A 16,316-nucleotide genomic window follows, 5' to 3' on the forward strand; every position below is an offset into this window, starting at 1 on the left:
CCTTTTTTGTACAACCTCACGACTTGCTTGCGACGCTCGTGAAGTTGCTCCAGTGTTTGCTTTCTTGCGCTTTCTTTTTCCATCAAGCTTCGACACGAAAAATCGAAGAAAGTTCAGACTTTATGGGGCCTTATCTATAGAACAAGGCCCCTCCAAGTCCGCGTTGTCTGGGGTTATTGAGATCAGACACCAATTTCGCTGCGGTGAATCGCACCGCACCCTGCGGGCGAGCCAAGGACTAGTCGAATCAGCGTCGCGCTCCATTAAGACAGCAATCGCCTCGCCCGTGGAAAACGCGCCGGCCAGCCCCGCGTGGACCAGGCGACCATCACGGGCTGCTCCCGCCCAGCCATTACAACCCGAAGTAATGCCGCTTGAAGGTCGCTTTTTTGCCGGCCGTCATTACGCCAGAACAAATTACTGGATAAAGCCCATCCCGCGCGCCTCGCGCACCTCCGGCTTGATGCGGTGCTCCGCTTCCAGCTGGCTCAAGAACTCATCGACCGTGAACTCAGCCGCAAGGATGTCGGTCTGGCGTTTGACCGCCGCAAAGTCTCCGGGGCAGAGCTGCTCCAGCCGGGCCAGCCGCTCGCGCACTTCGCCGGTCAGCGCGGCTATATCGCCCGCCAGGGCTTCGGTGACAAACATTTTTTCACGCTGCGCTGGGGTCAGCGGCATGAACTTGATCTTGAAGGTGAAGCGCCTGAGCGCCGCCTGGTCCAGGCTCTCCAGCAGGTTGGTGGTGCAGACAAAAATGCCGTTGAAACGCTCCATGCCCTGCAGCATCTCGTTGACCTCGGTCACCTCATAGGTCCGCTGCGCGCCACGTCTGTCCTGCAGAAAGCTGTCGGCCTCATCAAGCAGCAACAGCGCCTTCTCGGCTTCGGCCTCGGCGAACATCGCCGCCATGTTCTGCTCGGTTTCGCCCACGTATTTGCTCATCAGGTCGCTGGCCTGCTTGATCAGCAGCGGCCGCTCCAGCTCCCCGGCCAGATGCTCGGCCAGCGCCGTCTTGCCGGTGCCGGGTGCGCCATAAAAACACAAGGTGCCATGGCCACGGCTTTTCAGGGCCTGCACGATGCGCGGCACGTCGAAGCGCGACTCGACGTGGAGCATGGACAGGTCATAGGTCGTGACGCTGTGCCGTCCGGACGCGTCGGCCTTGTTGCCCAGCGCCAGGTCGGCGTTTTTGAGCTGGCGCTCGATCAGCGACTCCATCAGGGCCGACTGCCCGCCGGTCAGGGTGGCCTGCATGCCCTCGCTGCCGGGTTCACTGGCCAGCTTGGCAAACCGCACCGCCGTGCGGATCTGTGCAGGGGTCAGGCCCTTGCGCGCGGTCAGCCGGGCCACAAACGCATCGCTGACCAGCACGCCTTCGAGCGTCTTGCGCAACAGTCCTTCGCGGGCGCCCGGAGGAGGCGATTTCAGTTCCAGATGGTAGGCAAAACGCCGCCGGAAGGCCGGGTCAATCTGCTCGATCCGGTTGGTTACCCACAAGGTGGGCACGGTGTTCGACTCGAGGATCTGGTTGACCCAGGCCTTGCCGTTGACTGAGCCTGTGGCTGGCGCCACCAGCTGGTCGGAGCGCGCCATCAGCTGGGCCGCCTCGCTGGAGATGGCCGGAAACACATCCTCGACCTCGTCAAACAGCAACGCTGCGTGTGCGCTGCCCTTGAGGAAGACCTGGGCAATCTGCAGCGAGCGGTAACGGTCGCGACCGCTCAGCGAGTTGCCGTCGCGGTCGGCGTACTCGACCTCAAACAAGTCCAGCCCGGCGGCCAGAGCCACCACCTTGGCCAGCTCGGTCTTGCCGGTGCCGGGCGGGCCATACAGCAACACGTTGACGCCGAGTTCCTTGCCGGCCACGGCATTACGAAGCAGGGACACCATGACCTGCGCGTCGTCCTGCGCGAAGGCGAAGTCGGCCAGCCCCAGGCTGCTGCGGTCCACCGGCCGCGTGAACACGGCCATCAACTCATTCTGGTCGCGGTACTCGCGCATCAGCACCGGCGGCAGCTTCTCGCTGACCTTCATGAGGTCGGCCAGGTCGGTGATGTTGTGTTCGGAGATCAGGTTCTCAACCATGCCGATGCGCTCCAGCCGGGAGCCGGCGCGCAGGGCTTCGGCCACTTCATTGGCCTTGACACCCGCTACCTCGGCAATCGCGGCGTAGGCTTCCGGCGCATTGTTGACCTTGAACTCGACCAGCAGCGAGCGCAGATCGCGCTGGTAGCGCGCCAGCGTGCCGTAGAGCAGCAAAGCGCGTTCGGCCTGGTTGAGCTGCAGCAGATTGGCCAGCGCATCGATGTTTTTTTCTACCAGCGTGGACTGTTTCTTGAGCGCATGCGTCAGCCAGTCCCCGGTCGCGCCCAGTACCGACAGCAGGTCCTTGGGTTGGTCCTTGGCATGTTCGTCGAGGTAAAAGAACAGTGTGCCTTCTTCGTACGGCCCGCGCCAAGCGCCGTGGCGGTTCAGGAAGGCGATGTCGCCGAGGGCTTCGTGGCCACGCCAGAATTCGTTGTCCCGGCAGCGGCGGCCGAGGAACTCGCGCAGGCGCTGCAAGGCGGGCAGAGGCCAGACGAGATGCCGGCCCGACAGCGACAGCAGGCTGTTGAGGTCGCGTCTTACGTTGAACTTGGCACCCTGGCGCGCAGCCAGCGTCAGCACAAAATGGGAGCACATCAGGTCCAGCACCGGCGCGTCTTTCAGGCCGGGAGACAGCAGCAGCTGCCCATGCTTGTCAGCACCCAAACGCTTGCTCATCGATGGACCTCCAGCCTGGAAGATAACCCGCCTGCGCGACATCGCACAAATGGCACATGCTAACCATAACGCAGCGCGAAGCATCATGGAATACACCGATCGGATGTCCGCGTATTGAATGCGCCACAAAACCGGCCACAATCACTACCCTTCAGGGGCGCCCGTGTTCCCCATCTCGCCAGGACGCACCATGCTCACATTCGCCGATATTGAGGCCGCCGCCCTTCGCCTGCAAGGCCAATTGATGGACACCCCTTGTGTGGCATCCAAAACGTTGTCCCAGATCACCGGGGCCGAAGTTTTCCTCAAGTTCGAGAACCTGCAATACACCGCCTCCTTCAAGGAGCGGGGCGCCTGCAACAAGCTGGCGCAGCTGTCCGCCGAAGAACAGCGCCGGGGCGTGATTGCGATGAGTGCCGGCAACCACGCCCAAGGCGTGGCCTACCATGCGCAGCGGCTGGGCCTGCGCGCAGTGATCGTCATGCCGCGTTTCACACCGGGCGTGAAGATTGATCGCACAAGGGGCTTTGGCGCCGAGGTGATGCTGCACGGTGACACGCTGGATGAGTCGCGCACCCATGCGCTGGAGCTCGCGCAGCGCGAGGGCCTGGTGTTTGTCCACCCTTACGACGATGAAGCCATCGTCGCCGGCCAGGGCACGGTGGGTCTGGAAATGCTGCGCGCCGTGCCCGGGCTGGACACGCTGGTCGTGGCGGTCGGCGGCGGCGGCCTGATCGCCGGCATAGCCACGGCGGCCAAGGCGATCCAGCCGGGCATCACGATCATCGGCGTGCAAACCTCGCGGTTTCCGGCCATGGTCAACGCCATCAAGGGCACGCAACACCCGCAAGGCACCAGCACGATCGCCGAAGGCATTGCCGTCGGCACGCCCGGCGTCATCCCGAAGGCCATCATTGAACGGCTGGTGGATGACCTGGTGCTGGTCGACGAAGGCGATATCGAGCAGGCCATGGTGATGCTGCTGGAGATCGAGAAAACCCTGGTCGAGGGCGCGGGCGCCGCCGGTCTGGCCGCGCTGCTCAAGTACCCTGAGCGTTTCAAGAGGAAGAAGGTCGGCCTGGTGCTTTGCGGCGGCAACATCGACCCTTTGCTGCTGGCGGCCATCATCGAGCGCGGCATGGCGCGCGCCGGCAGGCTGGCGCGTATCCGCGTGAGCGCACGCGACGTGCCTGGCTCGCTGGCAAAAATCACCGCCACGGTGGCTGGCGCGGGCGCCAACATCGATGAAGTCCACCACCAGCGCGCCTTTACGATGTTGTCCGCGCAGAATGTGGACATCGAACTGGTGATCCAGACCCGCGGCCGGGAGCACATTGCGCAGGTGCTGGCCGTCTTGAAAACAGCGGGCTTTGAAGCCGAGGAACAGTCATGAATACCGCAACGTTGCAGGCCGCGCTGGCGGAATATTTTGCGCCTTGGGTGCAGGCTCTTGACTTGAAAGTCGAGGCTTTCGACGAGCAGGGCGTGACCCTGCGCCTGCCGAAAAACCCGGCGCTTTCGCGCGTGGGCGGCATGCTGTGTGGCCAGGCCATGATGGCCGCCGCCGACACGGCCATGGTGCTGGCGCTGATCCGGCATTTCGGCGAGTTCAGGCCCTGCACCACGGTGCAGATGAACAGCAGTTTTCTCAAGCCGCTCTCGATGCAGGACGCCCTGATCGAGGCGCGCGTGATACGCGCCGGCAAGTCGTTGGCCTTTGGAGAGATCGACATCCGCGGCGCCGACGATGGCAAAAGTGTCAGTCGCGCCAGCACCACCTACGCCTTGCTTTGAGACTTTCTCAGCGCAGGTGTTTGCGCATTTTGGCGGCAAAGAGCTGCGCGATGCTGACGCTGCGCTGCCCTGGCAGCAACTCGAAGCTTTCGCCCGCGCAAAGGCTGCCTGGTAGCCGTACCGACAGATAAACGCCGCAAAAGCCGCTTTCGGCCATCAGGCGGGAGGCACGTGAAAACCCCATGGCGGCATTGAATTTGTAGCAAGGCTCGCGCGGAATGCGCACCTGCAGCGCGCAGTTCGGAAACTTCAGCACATCGCCGGCCCACAGCTCGCTGTCGAGCAATCCCTGCAGGGTCAGGTTTTCGCCCAGGCTGCCATGCGGCAGGCTGTCCTCGATCTGGGTCAGGCCATGCTCGCGGCGCGCCGCCTGCCAGAACGGATAGTGCTCAGCCGGGTAGGCATAGACCGCTTTTTCCAGTCCGCCGTGGACGGAGGGATCGGCCTGTTCGTCACCCAGCAGTCCCATGGGCAAAACCGGTACCGGACCGGGCACCGGGTGTTTGCCCATGGCGGTCAGCACCGAGCGGCCACCCATCTGCACGCGACGCGCCGCACCCACCTGAACCGAAAGCAGCTGGCGCGCCACGGCCGGTGGTCCTCGCAGCGCACGGGGGTCGGCTAGTTCCACCCGATCACTTCAAAACCCCTGTCGCCCAGACAGCGTTGCACGAAGTTACGGTACGTGGCACTGCGCCGGTCGTTGTGGAAGGCGCCTTGCACCGCGCCGGCCGAACCACCCACGGCCGCGCCCGCCGCGCCGGCCCGGATTGCGCCTTCGCTGCTGCGGCCGTTGATCAGCGCGCCGACCGCAGAAGCGACGGCGCCCGTGGCGGCACCGACGCCGGCGCCGCGCGCCACCGCGTTGTTTTTCTCGTCAGGCGTCAGGCCTGCCTGCGAGGCCCACGTCATGCAGGCCTCGGCCTCGGCACGGCCCCGGGCCTCTCCAACGCGGTTCAATGTGGCATTGGGGTACAGAACAGGACGCGCCGAGGGGCTGTGGGCGCCGGTGCTGGCACAGCCCGTCAGCCGCCCAGCAGGACGGCCGTGATGCCGGCGAGGCCCCATTTGGCATAAAAACGCATATCAGACTCCAGGACAAGGCTGGCCGGGTCATTTCCCTCCTGCAGAGCAGAGACGGGCACGGTGGACGCAAAAACAAAGCAGGATGGTAAAGGCTGGGAAATATTCAGTGCTTCGGCTGTGCAGGTAAAATACGCGTGTTGCCCCGTTTTCAGGAAGCCTCCACCATGTCCAGCCCCGAACAAACCACCAATGCTGCTCATAGCAGCCCGACCCCCGCACAAGAACAGGACGCCGTCGAAGCCATCGTGCCGCTGATGCCCCTGGTACTGCCTGCCGCAGGTGCGGTCCTGATGTTTCTGCTGGCTTTTATCGCCATCTATTTGGCCTGAGTCTGCAGAGAGGTCAACCGCTTCTAGTAACCGACCAGAATGTTTCAAAATTCGATAGGCTTAGCCGTCCTTTCGGGCGCTGATATGTGCACTCACACTGTCTGGGACGAAAGCGGGTCAGTCATTTTTTGAGCTACTACCTGGATCTGGGATAGAACATTTCCATGCGTCTGATCAAGTGGCACCCCTTTCAGGAACAGGCGACGGCGCAAAGCCTTCACCAGGGGTTTGTCATAGCCTAGGAGCCTGTCGGACTTGGGAATCGTCGGCTGCAAATCGACCGCAGCGGTCCATTTTTCACCGTCTTTTTTCCCATAGCTGGGCTATGGGTCTGCAAATCCGGCAAAACCTGTCCTCGCTGGGCCCGATTTTCGCTCTCGACGCCCCAAGTCCGACAGGCTCCTAGCTTTTTCTCCAGCTTCAGGTAAACCTTGGTCAACAAACAGCTGCTGCCGACGCGGTCGCCAAATTTGATCTGGAGGGAGAAATCATAGTTGTCGCTCTGCAGTTCGGCGGAAATAATGCGCGTTCCGGGCAGTCGCGAAACCATGCGTTCAAGGTCAAGCGAGACCGGGCTCCAGGAATCGGACTTTCGAAACCGGGAGGTCGCCTTGTGATCCGAATTGAACCTGCTCGGGAAAACCCCCTGCTCGTACAAATCCTCATCGGGCACCGTCAATAGAAGATAGCCCCCCGGCTTGACCAAGGGCCACCACTCCACGAGCGCATCATTGGCGTTAAACATGTGCTCGGGGCAATGCGAACTGCAAACAGCGTCATAAGCACCGATCGGCCTGAATTTCGTAATATAGTTCGCATCGCCCTGCGAAACATCGAAGCCCTCGGCCAAGGCGCAGACTTAGTCATTACCCGCGCCAATATCAATCACGCGACCCTTCAGGAATCACTGGCGGGCTACGAAACCGCGAATAGTTATCGTTTTGCTCGACTCTTTCATCCGTGCGAAGGATATCAGACACGCTCAGGCGCCATGGGCCTGCGGACGATGCTGGCGTATGTGTTCGACTCCGCCGGCCAGACACACTGAACGCCAAAGATGAAACAGATTCTTCAAAGAGTTTCCGATTTTGCCTATCCTAAGGCCTGCTGGTTTGGCTTGGTCATGATATTTGGCGTTCCTTGGTCACACGCTTTTTTTTACATCGGGCTGGTAGGGATGCTGGCCTGCTTGCTTGCCTCCCCGGCTTATTACAGACAGAGCATCACCGCCTGCCGGGAGAACAGCGCATTGCTGGCGATTTTGCTTTTTGCATACATCGCAGCCGGCTTGATCTACACGTCTGCACCTATAGACCTGGCTATTCATGACATCAAGAAATACCGGAAGCTCCTGCTAATCCCGGTATTTTTGATGCTCTATCGCGACACCAAATGGGCGTATCGGGTAGTCGTAGCCTATGGCTGCGGTGCCTTGATTCTCATGATGCCCACAATGTTGGATGGAACCGGTCTAGCAAATTTTTTGTCCCTCGACTTATCCAGATTTCAGAACATCAGTTATTCCCCGGAGACGCTGGTATATTGGCGCAATCACATCGTCCATGGTTTTCATGCATCGATGCTGTTTGCCATTTGCCTTCTTACGGCAATCCGCTATCGACGCCTCGCGTGGCTGTTCCTGGCCGTGGCAGCAATTTGTGCTGTCAATATCCTGTTTTTCATCAATGGACGAATTGCCCTGATTACTTTACTGGCAGTCTGCCTGATAATGACCATCAGTTATATCTCCAGTCCGCGCCTCCGCTTTGGATTGCTTGGTGCCATCTTCGCAGCTAGTATTTTCGCGTACCAATTTTCTGGGAAAATCCACGCACGGATCGATTCTGTGGCGCAGGAAGCGCGTGTCTATATGACCGATCCAGGTGTCAAGACAAGCGGCGGAATCCGGCTGAATTACTGGAGTACGAGTCTTGGGATGTTCATCGAAGCGCCTCTGTTCGGCAAGGGCCCGGGCGCTTTCCGTGAAAATCTCCTCCGGCTTGACAACCCCTTGCGCACCGAACCACATAAACATGCCCACAATGAGTACCTGACTCTTCTGTCCCAACACGGGGGAGTCGGCCTCATGCTGTTCCTGCTTCTGGTCCGCCAGGTCCACCTACAGGCCGCTCGGCAGGACCCCTGGCTCAAAGGCGTAGTGAGGTTTGGGCTGGTCATTTTTCTGATCAACGCGATGACCGATTCATCGTTGAACAATGAATCGGAGGGCTGGACTTTTGTACTGTTGGCATGCCTTGCCAATATCCGCCCAGCAGGCGCGGACACCGCTTAAGTTCATGCTAAGAAAGTTTTTCTCCGCGCTTGATCGTCAATTGAGAGAGGCTGCCCTTGCAACAACAACGCCTAAGTTGAAAAAGCCCGTCAGCACCGCATCTTCGCAGGAATATCTTTCCGACGTCGGCTATCGCAAGCTCGGATGGCGCGCCTTGAGAAGGCGCCTCGTGTTCATAATGTCCAGCCAGGCGAAACTAAAAATGGATTCGCTGAAAAAGGCGGGGAAACGTGGGCTGTGGCTCTATTTCAGCGAGGGGCAAATCGGAGACGCCCTGATGGATCTGGCGCCACGCTCGCTTTTGCACGCGCAAGGCTTCAGCATGGATCTGCTGACTGACAGAACAATAGCCCGGCTGTTTCATGATGATCCATGGTTTACCAGCGTCACCGATGACATTTCTGCAGCGACCAAGGCACCCTACGATTTTGTAATTGTCCTGAGCCACAAGCGGCGCTCCCTTCAACTCAAGATGCGTCACTTCCGGGCATTGCCATGGGTGTCGATTCTGGAAGACTTCACGGGACCCAATTTTGATCGGGCCGCCTTCGCCACCCAGCGTCTTGCCGACTTGCTGGAGCTGAATTTGAACCCGGCGGAGTTTGCGCGCCATGCCCGCCAGAAACTCAAGCCCAGCACAGCGCGCACCGGGCTGGCGCGGGATATCACACAGATAGGGCAAGCTATTGCCCTTTCGGTCGGCGGCGTGGACCCGCTCCGCACTTACAAGCGCTGGCCGGCGGTGATGGCGCAGTTGGTGCGCCAGGGCAAAGCCGAGTTCATTCTCCTCGGTAGCGACAATGGCCTGGCCGAGGCCTGTCGAATAGAGCTGGAACTGGGCAGCTCGGCGCTTGTGCACAACTGCGTGGGCAAATACTCCCTGGCGCAAAGCCATGCGCTGCTGACCGCGGCCCGCGTCATTGTTTGTGTCGATGGCGGGCTGATGCACCTAGCCGCCACCACCCAGACGCCTCTAATTGGCCTTTTCAGCTCTGCCATCCGACCGGCGTGGCGGCTTCTCCCTTCGCGACCGCTCACGCTGTTTGCCTGCTCCAGCTCGCCGGACGTCAACGATATATCACCGGCGGAAATAGCAGAAAAAACCCTGTCGCTGTACGAAGCGCTTCGACCCGACAGTGCCTCGCTTTCGGCATTCCCCGCCTCCTCGTCATTGCTGCCTGAACCCGGCCGTCAGTAATGCATAACGTCATGCAAGTTTTGCATATGTTTTGGCCGTAACCATGAGGTAACTCTCGTTGATGTTCTTAAAATGAATTTGCCGGCTGTTTCGATGCGGCCAAAAAAGCCGCTGATCGCAGCTGATGCCGGGGTGTTTTTGATGGGGGATCAAGCGGCTACCAGCGCCATTTCGACAGGCGCCCCGATGCGCCAGCTGCGGCTGCGCCCCATCTGGCGTTTGTCGAAATCACGCTTTTTAACTTTGGAGCTTTCGATGAACCACCCCGCGATGCAAGGGCTGAACCCGAACACGCCCAGTTATGTCAAACACGCCAGGTTGATTGCCTGGGTGGCCGACATGGCCGCCCTGTGCAAACCCGACACCATCTACTGGTGTGATGGCAGCGACGCCGAGTACCAGCAACTGTGCCAGCAACTGGTCGATGCCGGCACTTTCAAGAAACTCAACAGCACCAAGCGCCCGAACAGTTTCCTGGCCAACTCAGACCCGAGCGACGTGGCCCGCGTGGAAGACCGCACCTTCATCTGCTCAGCCAGCAAGGATGACGCGGGCCCAACCAACAACTGGATGGCCCCCGCCGAGATGCGCGCCACGCTGCAGCCCCTGTTTGACGGCTGCATGCAAGGCCGCACCATGTATGTGGTGCCGTTTTCGATGGGCCCGCTCGGCTCCCCGATCGCCCACATCGGCATCGAGCTGTCCGACAGCCCTTACGTCGGCGTCAACATGAAAATCATGACGCGCATGGGCAAGGCGGTGTTTGACGTGCTCGGCGACGACGGTGAATTCGTCCCCTGCGTGCACACCGTGGGCGCCCCGCTGGCCGAAGGTCAGAAGGACGTGACCTGGCCCTGCAACAAGACCAAGTACATCGTGCACTACCCCGAAACCCGCGAGATCTGGTCCTACGGCTCCGGCTACGGCGGCAACGCGCTACTGGGCAAAAAGTGTTTCGCGCTCCGCATTGCTTCCAACATGGGCCGCGATGAAGGCTGGCTCGCCGAGCACATGCTGATCCTGGGCGTGACCTCGCCAGAGGGCAAAAAGTACCACGTGGCGGCAGCCTTCCCTTCGGCTTGTGGCAAGACCAACTTCTCGATGCTGGTGCCGCCCGAAGGCTTTGAAGGCTGGAAGGTCACGACCATCGGCGACGACATCGCCTGGATCAAGCCCGGCAAGGACGGGCGGCTCTATGCGATCAACCCCGAAGCCGGTTACTTCGGCGTGGCCCCCGGCACCAACATGCTGACCAACCCCAACTGCCTGCGCAGCCTGGATCACGACGTGATTTTCACCAACGTCGGTCTGACCGACGACGGGGACGTCTGGTGGGAAGGCATGGAGCAGGACGCACCTGGCAAAGCGCTGCCAGCGCACCTGATCGACTGGCAGGGCAAGGACTGGACACCGCAGATCGCGAAGGAAACCGGCGCCAAGGCGGCCCACCCGAACTCGCGTTTTACCGTGGCCGCCACCAATAACCCGGCGCTGGACCCGGCTTGGGACGACCCGGCTGGCGTTCCCATCGACGCCTTCATTTTCGGCGGCCGCCGGTCCAACACGGTCCCACTGGTCACCGAAGGCCGCAACTGGGTCGAGGGCGTGTACATGGCCGCGACCATGGGATCGGAAACCACCGCGGCCATCACCGGCCAGGTCGGCGTGGTGCGCCGCGACCCGTTCGCCATGCTGGCCTTCGCCGGCTACAACATGGCGGACTACTTTCAGCATTGGCTCAATGTAGGCAAAAAACTTGAAGCCTCGGGCGCCACACCGCCAAAAATCTTCACCGCCAACTGGTTTCGCAAGGGAGAGGACGGCAAGTTCGTCTGGCCCGGCTACGGCGAGAACATGCGCGTTCTCAAGTGGATGATCGACCGCATCGAAGGCAAGGGCCAGGGCGTGGATCACTTCACAGGCGTCAGCCCGCGTTACGAAGACATGAACTGGAAGGGCCTTGACTTCAGCGCCGAAAAGTTCAAGTCAGTAACCAGCATGGACAAGTCCGCCTGGCTGAAAGAGCTGGAGCTTCACGCCGACCTGTTCAAGCAACTCGAGCATCACCTGCCAAAAGAGCTGGAGGAGACCAAGGCTGCAATCGAACAGCGCCTGGCTGCCTGACCGGCGGCGGCGCTTCTGTTGCAAGGGGGCCAAACGCGCAACCTGCGTTTGGTCCGGACGTCCTGGGCAAATCACCCCGGACGAAAAAAGCCACCGATCCGGTGGCTTTTTCATTCCCGCCTCAGCGGGGCCCTTGAGCGTGGCAACTCAGACGTAATAGCTGTGCTGATAAGCGCGCAGATCGGCACCGCCCAGACGGACAGCACGTTTGGACAAACCAGCCGCAGGAGTGGGCTGCCCGGCAACTGCAGGCGTTGCAGGTGCGACATCCGCAGCAACTTCCTGGCGGTCCAGAGCGACGCGCAGGTCGGCCATCACGCGGGGGTCGGTTTTGGCCATTTCCCACATGCGGATGTCGGCGCGGGCTTGGGCCAGGGTGTGCGACCAGGCGTCCAGCGCTGCGACGGTGCGTGCCGCCAGGTTGCGCGCAGTACCGGCAAACAGGGCCAAGCCGGCAAAGGCCACGACCCACAGTGCCATCCAGATCACCAGCAAGTGCCCTTCCGCGACGCTGTCCGTCACTTGATAAGCCACGACCATGATGGAAGCGACGATGGCGGACAGCAGCAGCGTGGCCAAGCCACGGGTGCCGGAGAATCCCTGACGCAGCTGGCTGGCAGCGTACATTGCCGACTCAAGCCGGGCCGCGCCGGTATGCTCTGTGGAGTACTTGGTGTTGACGAAGCTGGTCATGATGGTTCCCCTTGATGAGTGCCACCACCGATATTGGTTTGGGCACAGACAGATATTAGGGTTTGTACTGATGTTATTCAACTTTATCTTTATGATGTCTATCATTCACAACAGTGATGATTGCTGATCCTCCCGAAACAACCATGACTCAGCCCAACTTTCGCACCCTGGACCTGAATCTGCTGCGGGTCTTTGACGAGGTGATGGCCGAGCGCAGCCTGACGCGCGCCGCCCGCAATCTGTCACTGACCCAGCCGGCGGTGAGCAATGCCTTGCGCCGCCTGCGCGAAACCCTGGGCGACGAGCTGGTCCAGCGCAGCGGCCACGGCATGGCGCCCACGCCCCGGGCCCTCGCGATCTGGCCGGCCGTGCGTGACTCGCTGCAGCAGCTGCAGGAGTCGCTGGCACCCAGTCAATTCGAGCCCGCCACAGCCAACTCCACCTTTGTGCTGGCCATGGCCGACGCCACCGCAGCCGAGCTGATCCCCGGGTTGGTCGACACCCTGGAGCAGGAAGCGCCCGGCGTGTCGGCGCGCGTCATTCCGCTGACCACGCGCGACCCCAGGCGGCTGCTGGACGAGGAGAGCTGCGACCTGGCCGTGGGCCACTTCCCTTCGGTGCTGGCCGACCTGACAGCGCGCGCCCAGAGCGGCGAGCCCACGCCTTTTTTTCACAAGCGGCTGTACGACGGCGAATACGTGTGTGTGATGCGCAAGGATCACCCCCTGTCCAGCGGCCCCTTCACGCTGAACCGCTTTTGCGCGGCGCGCCACATGCTGGTGAGCTTTTCGGGCCGCCCTTATGGTTTTATCGACGAGTCGCTGGCTTCACTGGGTCGCGAGCGGCAGGTGGTGTTGACGGTCAACCAGTTCTTCACCGCCGGTCGGGTGGTGGCCAACTCCAACCTCCTGACGGTGTTGCCGCGCCACTTTGTCGGCGTGACGGGTATTGCCGACCAGCTGGTGCTGCGCGCCCTGCCTTTTGATGTATCGCCGGTGCACGTGGATGCGGTGTGGCACCGGCGCTCGCAGCAACGCAGCGCGCATGTCTGGCTGCGCCAGGCGCTTGAACGGGCCGCCGACAAGGCGTTTTCCGCCTGAACGCTGTGTTGCCGGGCCAAGCGAGCGCTATACGACCGTCAACTCTGCGCTGCCAACATGGCGCGCTGTGGATAACTTTGTGTATAGCCGGTGAACATGCGGATATCCCGGCCTGTCAGGCGGTGCCGGCTGGCCGGAGCACGGCCATGGTGATGCGGGACACACAGGTCAGCTCGCCCGCTTCGTTGCTCAATTCGATGGCCCACACCTGCGTGCTACGACCTATGTGGACCGGGCGCGTGATGCCGGTGACCCAGCCGCTGGTGGCGCCCTTGAGGTGGTTGGCATTGATGTCCAGGCCGACTGTGCGGTGACCTTCGGGCGTTGCAAAGGCAGCGCCGCAGGAGCCCAGGGTTTCAGCGAGCACCACGGACACGCCACCATGCAGCAGGCCGTAAGGTTGCCGCGTGCGCTCGTCCACCGGCACGCGTGCGCGTATGAAGTCGTCGCCCACCTCCAGAAACTCGATGCCCAGATGCGTCACGGCACTGTTGGCGTTGTTGATGTTCAGCAAGTCGATAGAAATCGGTCTTTTCCAGATACGCATCGCAATTCCAGTTGGCCTCAACGCTCTGACTATAAAGAGATTACCGCCTACACGTTCGCAATGGCCGCTCCGGTAGGCTTGCTTCTCAACCAGGGTGCCGGACACGAAAGACTTCATGCGACGTAACCAAAAATGGATGCTGGGCGCCGGTTTGCTGATGGCGCTGTTGGGCGTGGCGTGGCTGGCATTGGTGATGCTCCTGCCCACAAACGAAGAGCTGGCCGCCAGGGCTTCCACGGAGCTGCAGAGCCGCCTGGGTGTGCAGGTGGTGGTGGGCGAGCTGCACTGGCGCTTCTTTCCTGTTCTATCCGTGGTGGTCAGGGACGTGGCCACGGTCCAGCCACAGCCCATCACCCTCAAAAAGCTCACGGTGTATCCGAACCTGCCGGCCCTCATGGATGGCCGCGTGAGGCTCGAACGCGCCGAGCTGGATGGCGCGGTGGTGCCGCAGCTTTCGTTGCGCGCGCTGGACCAGAGCGCCGGCAAGCTCAACGGCAATCCCGACTCCACGCCTCTGGACCGTTTTGTGTTCCGAGACCTGACCTGGATCTCGCGGCACGGCGTCGCCGTGGTGTACGACGGCGAGATCGACTTCGACCCTCAATGGCGCCCGCGCCAGGCCCAGTTGCGCCGCCCGGGTGTCCAGCCCGCCACCGACCTCACGCTGACCCGGCAAGGCCAGGAAGACCGCTGGACCACGGCCGTTCGCGTCGGTGGCGGCACGGCCGACGGCGAGATCGAGCTCAAGACCAGCGAAAGCGGCCGCTTGCACCTGCAGGGCAAACTCAAATCACAACGCATCGAGGTCGCCACTGCGCTGGCGGCTTTCAACCGCAGGTCTGTGCTTTCGGGCGAAATCTCGGGGGATACCGCACTGGTGGCAGACGGCGACACCGTTGGCGCGCTGGGCCAGTCGCTGCAAACCAAAACCATTTTCACCATGGGCCGATCCAGCCTGCTCCGCTTTGACATGGACAAGGCAGTGCGCAGCCTCGGCAAGGACCACGTCGGGCGGACGGCGCTGGACTCCGTCACCGGGCAGATGGTGACGCAAAACACGCCGCAGGGGATGGTGGTGACCTGCACCGGCGTCAAGGCCACCTCAGGGGCGCTCACAGCATCGGGCCAGGCCCGGATTGCCAACCAGCGGATCGAAGCCGAGTTCGCGGTCGATCTGGTGGACGGCGTGGTTGGCGTGCCGCTCAAGGTCAGCGGGCCTTTCGAAGATGTCAAAGTGTCTGTGCCCGCTGGCGCGGTGGCTGGTGCCGTGATCGGTACGGCGGTGCTGCCAGGTATTGGCACGGCCATAGGCGCCCGCTTGGGCGCCACGCTGGGCAAAATCTTCAGCCCCGATCCCGACCGCAAATAAGGCACGCGACCAAGCCCGGCAAAACCCCAGACGCCGGGGCATCCGGCAGGACGCCCGTAACCCCGTTGCCGTGCTGGGTTTTCCCCACCTGCGGCTGTTGCCCGGGTGCTATATTGCGGCATGCGCCTGAAAGTTGCGGGTAAAACACAGTACCGCCCGCTTGTTCGTTTGTTTGTCCGACACCAACCATGTACCAGCAGCCCAAAGCCACTTCCGCCACCACGCCGCTCGAGCGTGCGCTCGATCAAAACGAGCATGTCAAGGACACGGTCGAGCAGTCGGCGAACGAGTTGTTCGTGATCAACGCGGTGCTCAAGCAGGAGCTTCCCAAGGGAACGCAGAGCGGCGATGCGGCGCAGGCGCTGCGCAAAACTGACGAGCTGGAAACCCGGATTCAGGAGTCGGCCTCGAATCTCGCACAAGTCAACCAGGTGCTGGAGAAGGAGATCGGCGAACGTGCCGACCTGGAGCGCGAGCTGGCCAGAACCAAGGCAACCCTCGCTCAGGCCAAAGACGAACCGTCGGTTCAATAAAACGCCTGCCCGCATCCTCACAAGCGCCGCACTGCGCATCGCGCTGGTCAGCGTGCAGAATTTTTGCCTTGGGCGGCTTCACGGTGGATTGCTCCGCCCCTTTTCCGGCTGGGTCGACCTTCTCAACAAAAAAGTGGCGCCAGCCCCCGTCCAAAGGGCGTAGTAAGCTATCAAATAAGTAGCGGAGCGGCGCGCCCAGCGACCACGGCTAGCGCAGTGTTCCACGCTTGATGGAACAAATAAAAGCGATAGATGTTGGGTCAGGGCAAGGCGCAAACCACAGCGATACCCCGGGTATCGCGCGGATTTGCAACACCGCCATGGCGCAAAAGACGCGGTTTTATGTTTCAGATAGCGTGCAACACTGCACTAGGAGCCTGTCGGACTTGGGGCGTCGAGAGCGAAAATCGGGCCCAGCGAGGACAGTTTTTGCCGGATTTGCAGACCCATAGCCCAGCTATGGGACAAAAAGACGGTGAAAAATGGA

Annotated in this window: 15 protein-coding genes; 9 read left to right on the forward strand and 6 right to left on the reverse strand. The window is 61.4% G+C overall.

What is annotated here, in order from left to right:
- Positions 1 to 417: 417 nt before the first annotated feature.
- Positions 418 to 2,763 carry an ATP-binding protein gene (locus ACESMT_RS21385; protein WP_372828603.1) on the reverse strand — a complete coding sequence of 782 codons (2,346 nt, stop codon included), beginning with the start codon at positions 2,761 to 2,763 and terminating at the stop codon, positions 418 to 420.
- A 190-nt stretch (positions 2,764 to 2,953) separates the two neighbouring features.
- Here ACESMT_RS21385 and ACESMT_RS21390 point away from each other — a divergent pair, with 190 nt between their 5' ends.
- Both ACESMT_RS21390 and ACESMT_RS21395 read left to right on the forward strand, forming a co-directional pair.
- Positions 2,954 to 4,156: a threonine ammonia-lyase gene (locus ACESMT_RS21390; RefSeq protein WP_372828604.1), complete on the forward strand. Its 1,203-nt coding sequence runs from the start codon at positions 2,954 to 2,956 to the stop codon at positions 4,154 to 4,156.
- Positions 4,153 to 4,557 carry a PaaI family thioesterase gene (locus tag ACESMT_RS21395; protein WP_372828605.1) on the forward strand — a complete coding sequence of 135 codons (405 nt, stop codon included), beginning with the start codon at positions 4,153 to 4,155 and terminating at the stop codon, positions 4,555 to 4,557. Before ACESMT_RS21390 ends, ACESMT_RS21395 begins: the two co-directional genes overlap by 4 nt.
- A gap of 7 nt (positions 4,558 to 4,564) precedes the next feature.
- Here the strand turns inward: ACESMT_RS21395 and ACESMT_RS21400 are convergent, their stop codons facing one another.
- Together ACESMT_RS21400 and ACESMT_RS21405 are read right to left on the reverse strand one after the other, a co-directional pair.
- A complete protein-coding gene (locus tag ACESMT_RS21400) occupies positions 4,565 to 5,188 on the reverse strand; it encodes an MOSC domain-containing protein (protein ID WP_372828606.1) in 624 nt (207 codons plus the stop codon).
- Positions 5,179 to 5,517: a glycine zipper family protein gene (locus tag ACESMT_RS21405; RefSeq protein WP_372828607.1), complete on the reverse strand. Its 339-nt coding sequence runs from the start codon at positions 5,515 to 5,517 to the stop codon at positions 5,179 to 5,181. The genes ACESMT_RS21400 and ACESMT_RS21405 overlap by 10 nt, the downstream gene beginning before the upstream one ends.
- Before the next feature lie 290 nt (positions 5,518 to 5,807).
- On the opposite strand from ACESMT_RS21405, the gene ACESMT_RS21410 reads away from it, so the two are divergent.
- Positions 5,808 to 5,972: a hypothetical protein gene (locus tag ACESMT_RS21410; RefSeq protein ID WP_372828608.1), complete on the forward strand. Its 165-nt coding sequence runs from the start codon at positions 5,808 to 5,810 to the stop codon at positions 5,970 to 5,972.
- 238 nt (positions 5,973 to 6,210) lie between these two features.
- On the opposite strand, the gene ACESMT_RS21415 is transcribed toward ACESMT_RS21410, so the two are convergent.
- Positions 6,211 to 6,822 (reverse strand): methyltransferase domain-containing protein, encoded by a 612-nt coding sequence (locus ACESMT_RS21415; protein ID WP_372828609.1) that lies wholly within the window; start codon positions 6,820 to 6,822, stop codon positions 6,211 to 6,213.
- Between the two features lie 207 nt (positions 6,823 to 7,029).
- Between ACESMT_RS21415 and ACESMT_RS21420 the strand changes: the two genes are divergently transcribed.
- The 3 genes from ACESMT_RS21420 (at position 7,030) to ACESMT_RS21430 (ending at position 11,587) form a co-directional block, all read left to right on the forward strand.
- Positions 7,030 to 8,265: an O-antigen ligase family protein gene (locus tag ACESMT_RS21420; protein ID WP_372828610.1), complete on the forward strand. Its 1,236-nt coding sequence runs from the start codon at positions 7,030 to 7,032 to the stop codon at positions 8,263 to 8,265.
- Positions 8,266 to 8,341: 76 nt separating this feature from the next.
- The gene (locus ACESMT_RS21425; RefSeq protein ID WP_372828611.1) at positions 8,342 to 9,463 is read left to right on the forward strand and encodes a glycosyltransferase family 9 protein; all 1,122 of its coding nucleotides are present in this window, start codon (positions 8,342 to 8,344) and stop codon (positions 9,461 to 9,463) included.
- A gap of 255 nt (positions 9,464 to 9,718) precedes the next feature.
- Complete coding sequence (locus ACESMT_RS21430; RefSeq protein ID WP_372828612.1) at positions 9,719 to 11,587, forward strand: phosphoenolpyruvate carboxykinase (GTP); 1,869 nt, start codon at positions 9,719 to 9,721, stop codon at positions 11,585 to 11,587.
- Between the two features lie 147 nt (positions 11,588 to 11,734).
- On the opposite strand, the gene ACESMT_RS21435 is transcribed toward ACESMT_RS21430, so the two are convergent.
- Entirely contained in the window at positions 11,735 to 12,280 is a 546-nt protein-coding gene (locus tag ACESMT_RS21435; RefSeq protein WP_372828613.1) for a hypothetical protein, read from the reverse strand.
- A 143-nt stretch (positions 12,281 to 12,423) separates the two neighbouring features.
- On the opposite strand from ACESMT_RS21435, the gene ACESMT_RS21440 reads away from it, so the two are divergent.
- The gene (locus tag ACESMT_RS21440) at positions 12,424 to 13,380 is read left to right on the forward strand and encodes a LysR family transcriptional regulator (protein ID WP_372828614.1); all 957 of its coding nucleotides are present in this window, start codon (positions 12,424 to 12,426) and stop codon (positions 13,378 to 13,380) included.
- A 115-nt stretch (positions 13,381 to 13,495) separates the two neighbouring features.
- Here ACESMT_RS21440 and ACESMT_RS21445 read toward each other — a convergent pair whose 3' ends face one another.
- Positions 13,496 to 13,927, reverse strand: a complete 432-nt coding sequence (locus ACESMT_RS21445; RefSeq protein WP_372828615.1) for a hotdog fold thioesterase — start codon at positions 13,925 to 13,927, stop codon at positions 13,496 to 13,498.
- Positions 13,928 to 14,042: 115 nt separating this feature from the next.
- Between ACESMT_RS21445 and ACESMT_RS21450 the strand changes: the two genes are divergently transcribed.
- Complete coding sequence (locus ACESMT_RS21450) at positions 14,043 to 15,296, forward strand: hypothetical protein (protein WP_372828616.1); 1,254 nt, start codon at positions 14,043 to 14,045, stop codon at positions 15,294 to 15,296.
- Positions 15,297 to 15,484: 188 nt separating this feature from the next.
- Positions 15,485 to 15,829 carry a hypothetical protein gene (locus ACESMT_RS21455; RefSeq protein WP_372828617.1) on the forward strand — a complete coding sequence of 115 codons (345 nt, stop codon included), beginning with the start codon at positions 15,485 to 15,487 and terminating at the stop codon, positions 15,827 to 15,829.
- Positions 15,830 to 16,316 lie beyond the last annotated feature (487 nt).

This window comes from Polaromonas sp., from assembly GCF_041689105.1.
Lineage (GTDB): Bacteria > Pseudomonadota > Gammaproteobacteria > Burkholderiales > Burkholderiaceae_C > Polaromonas.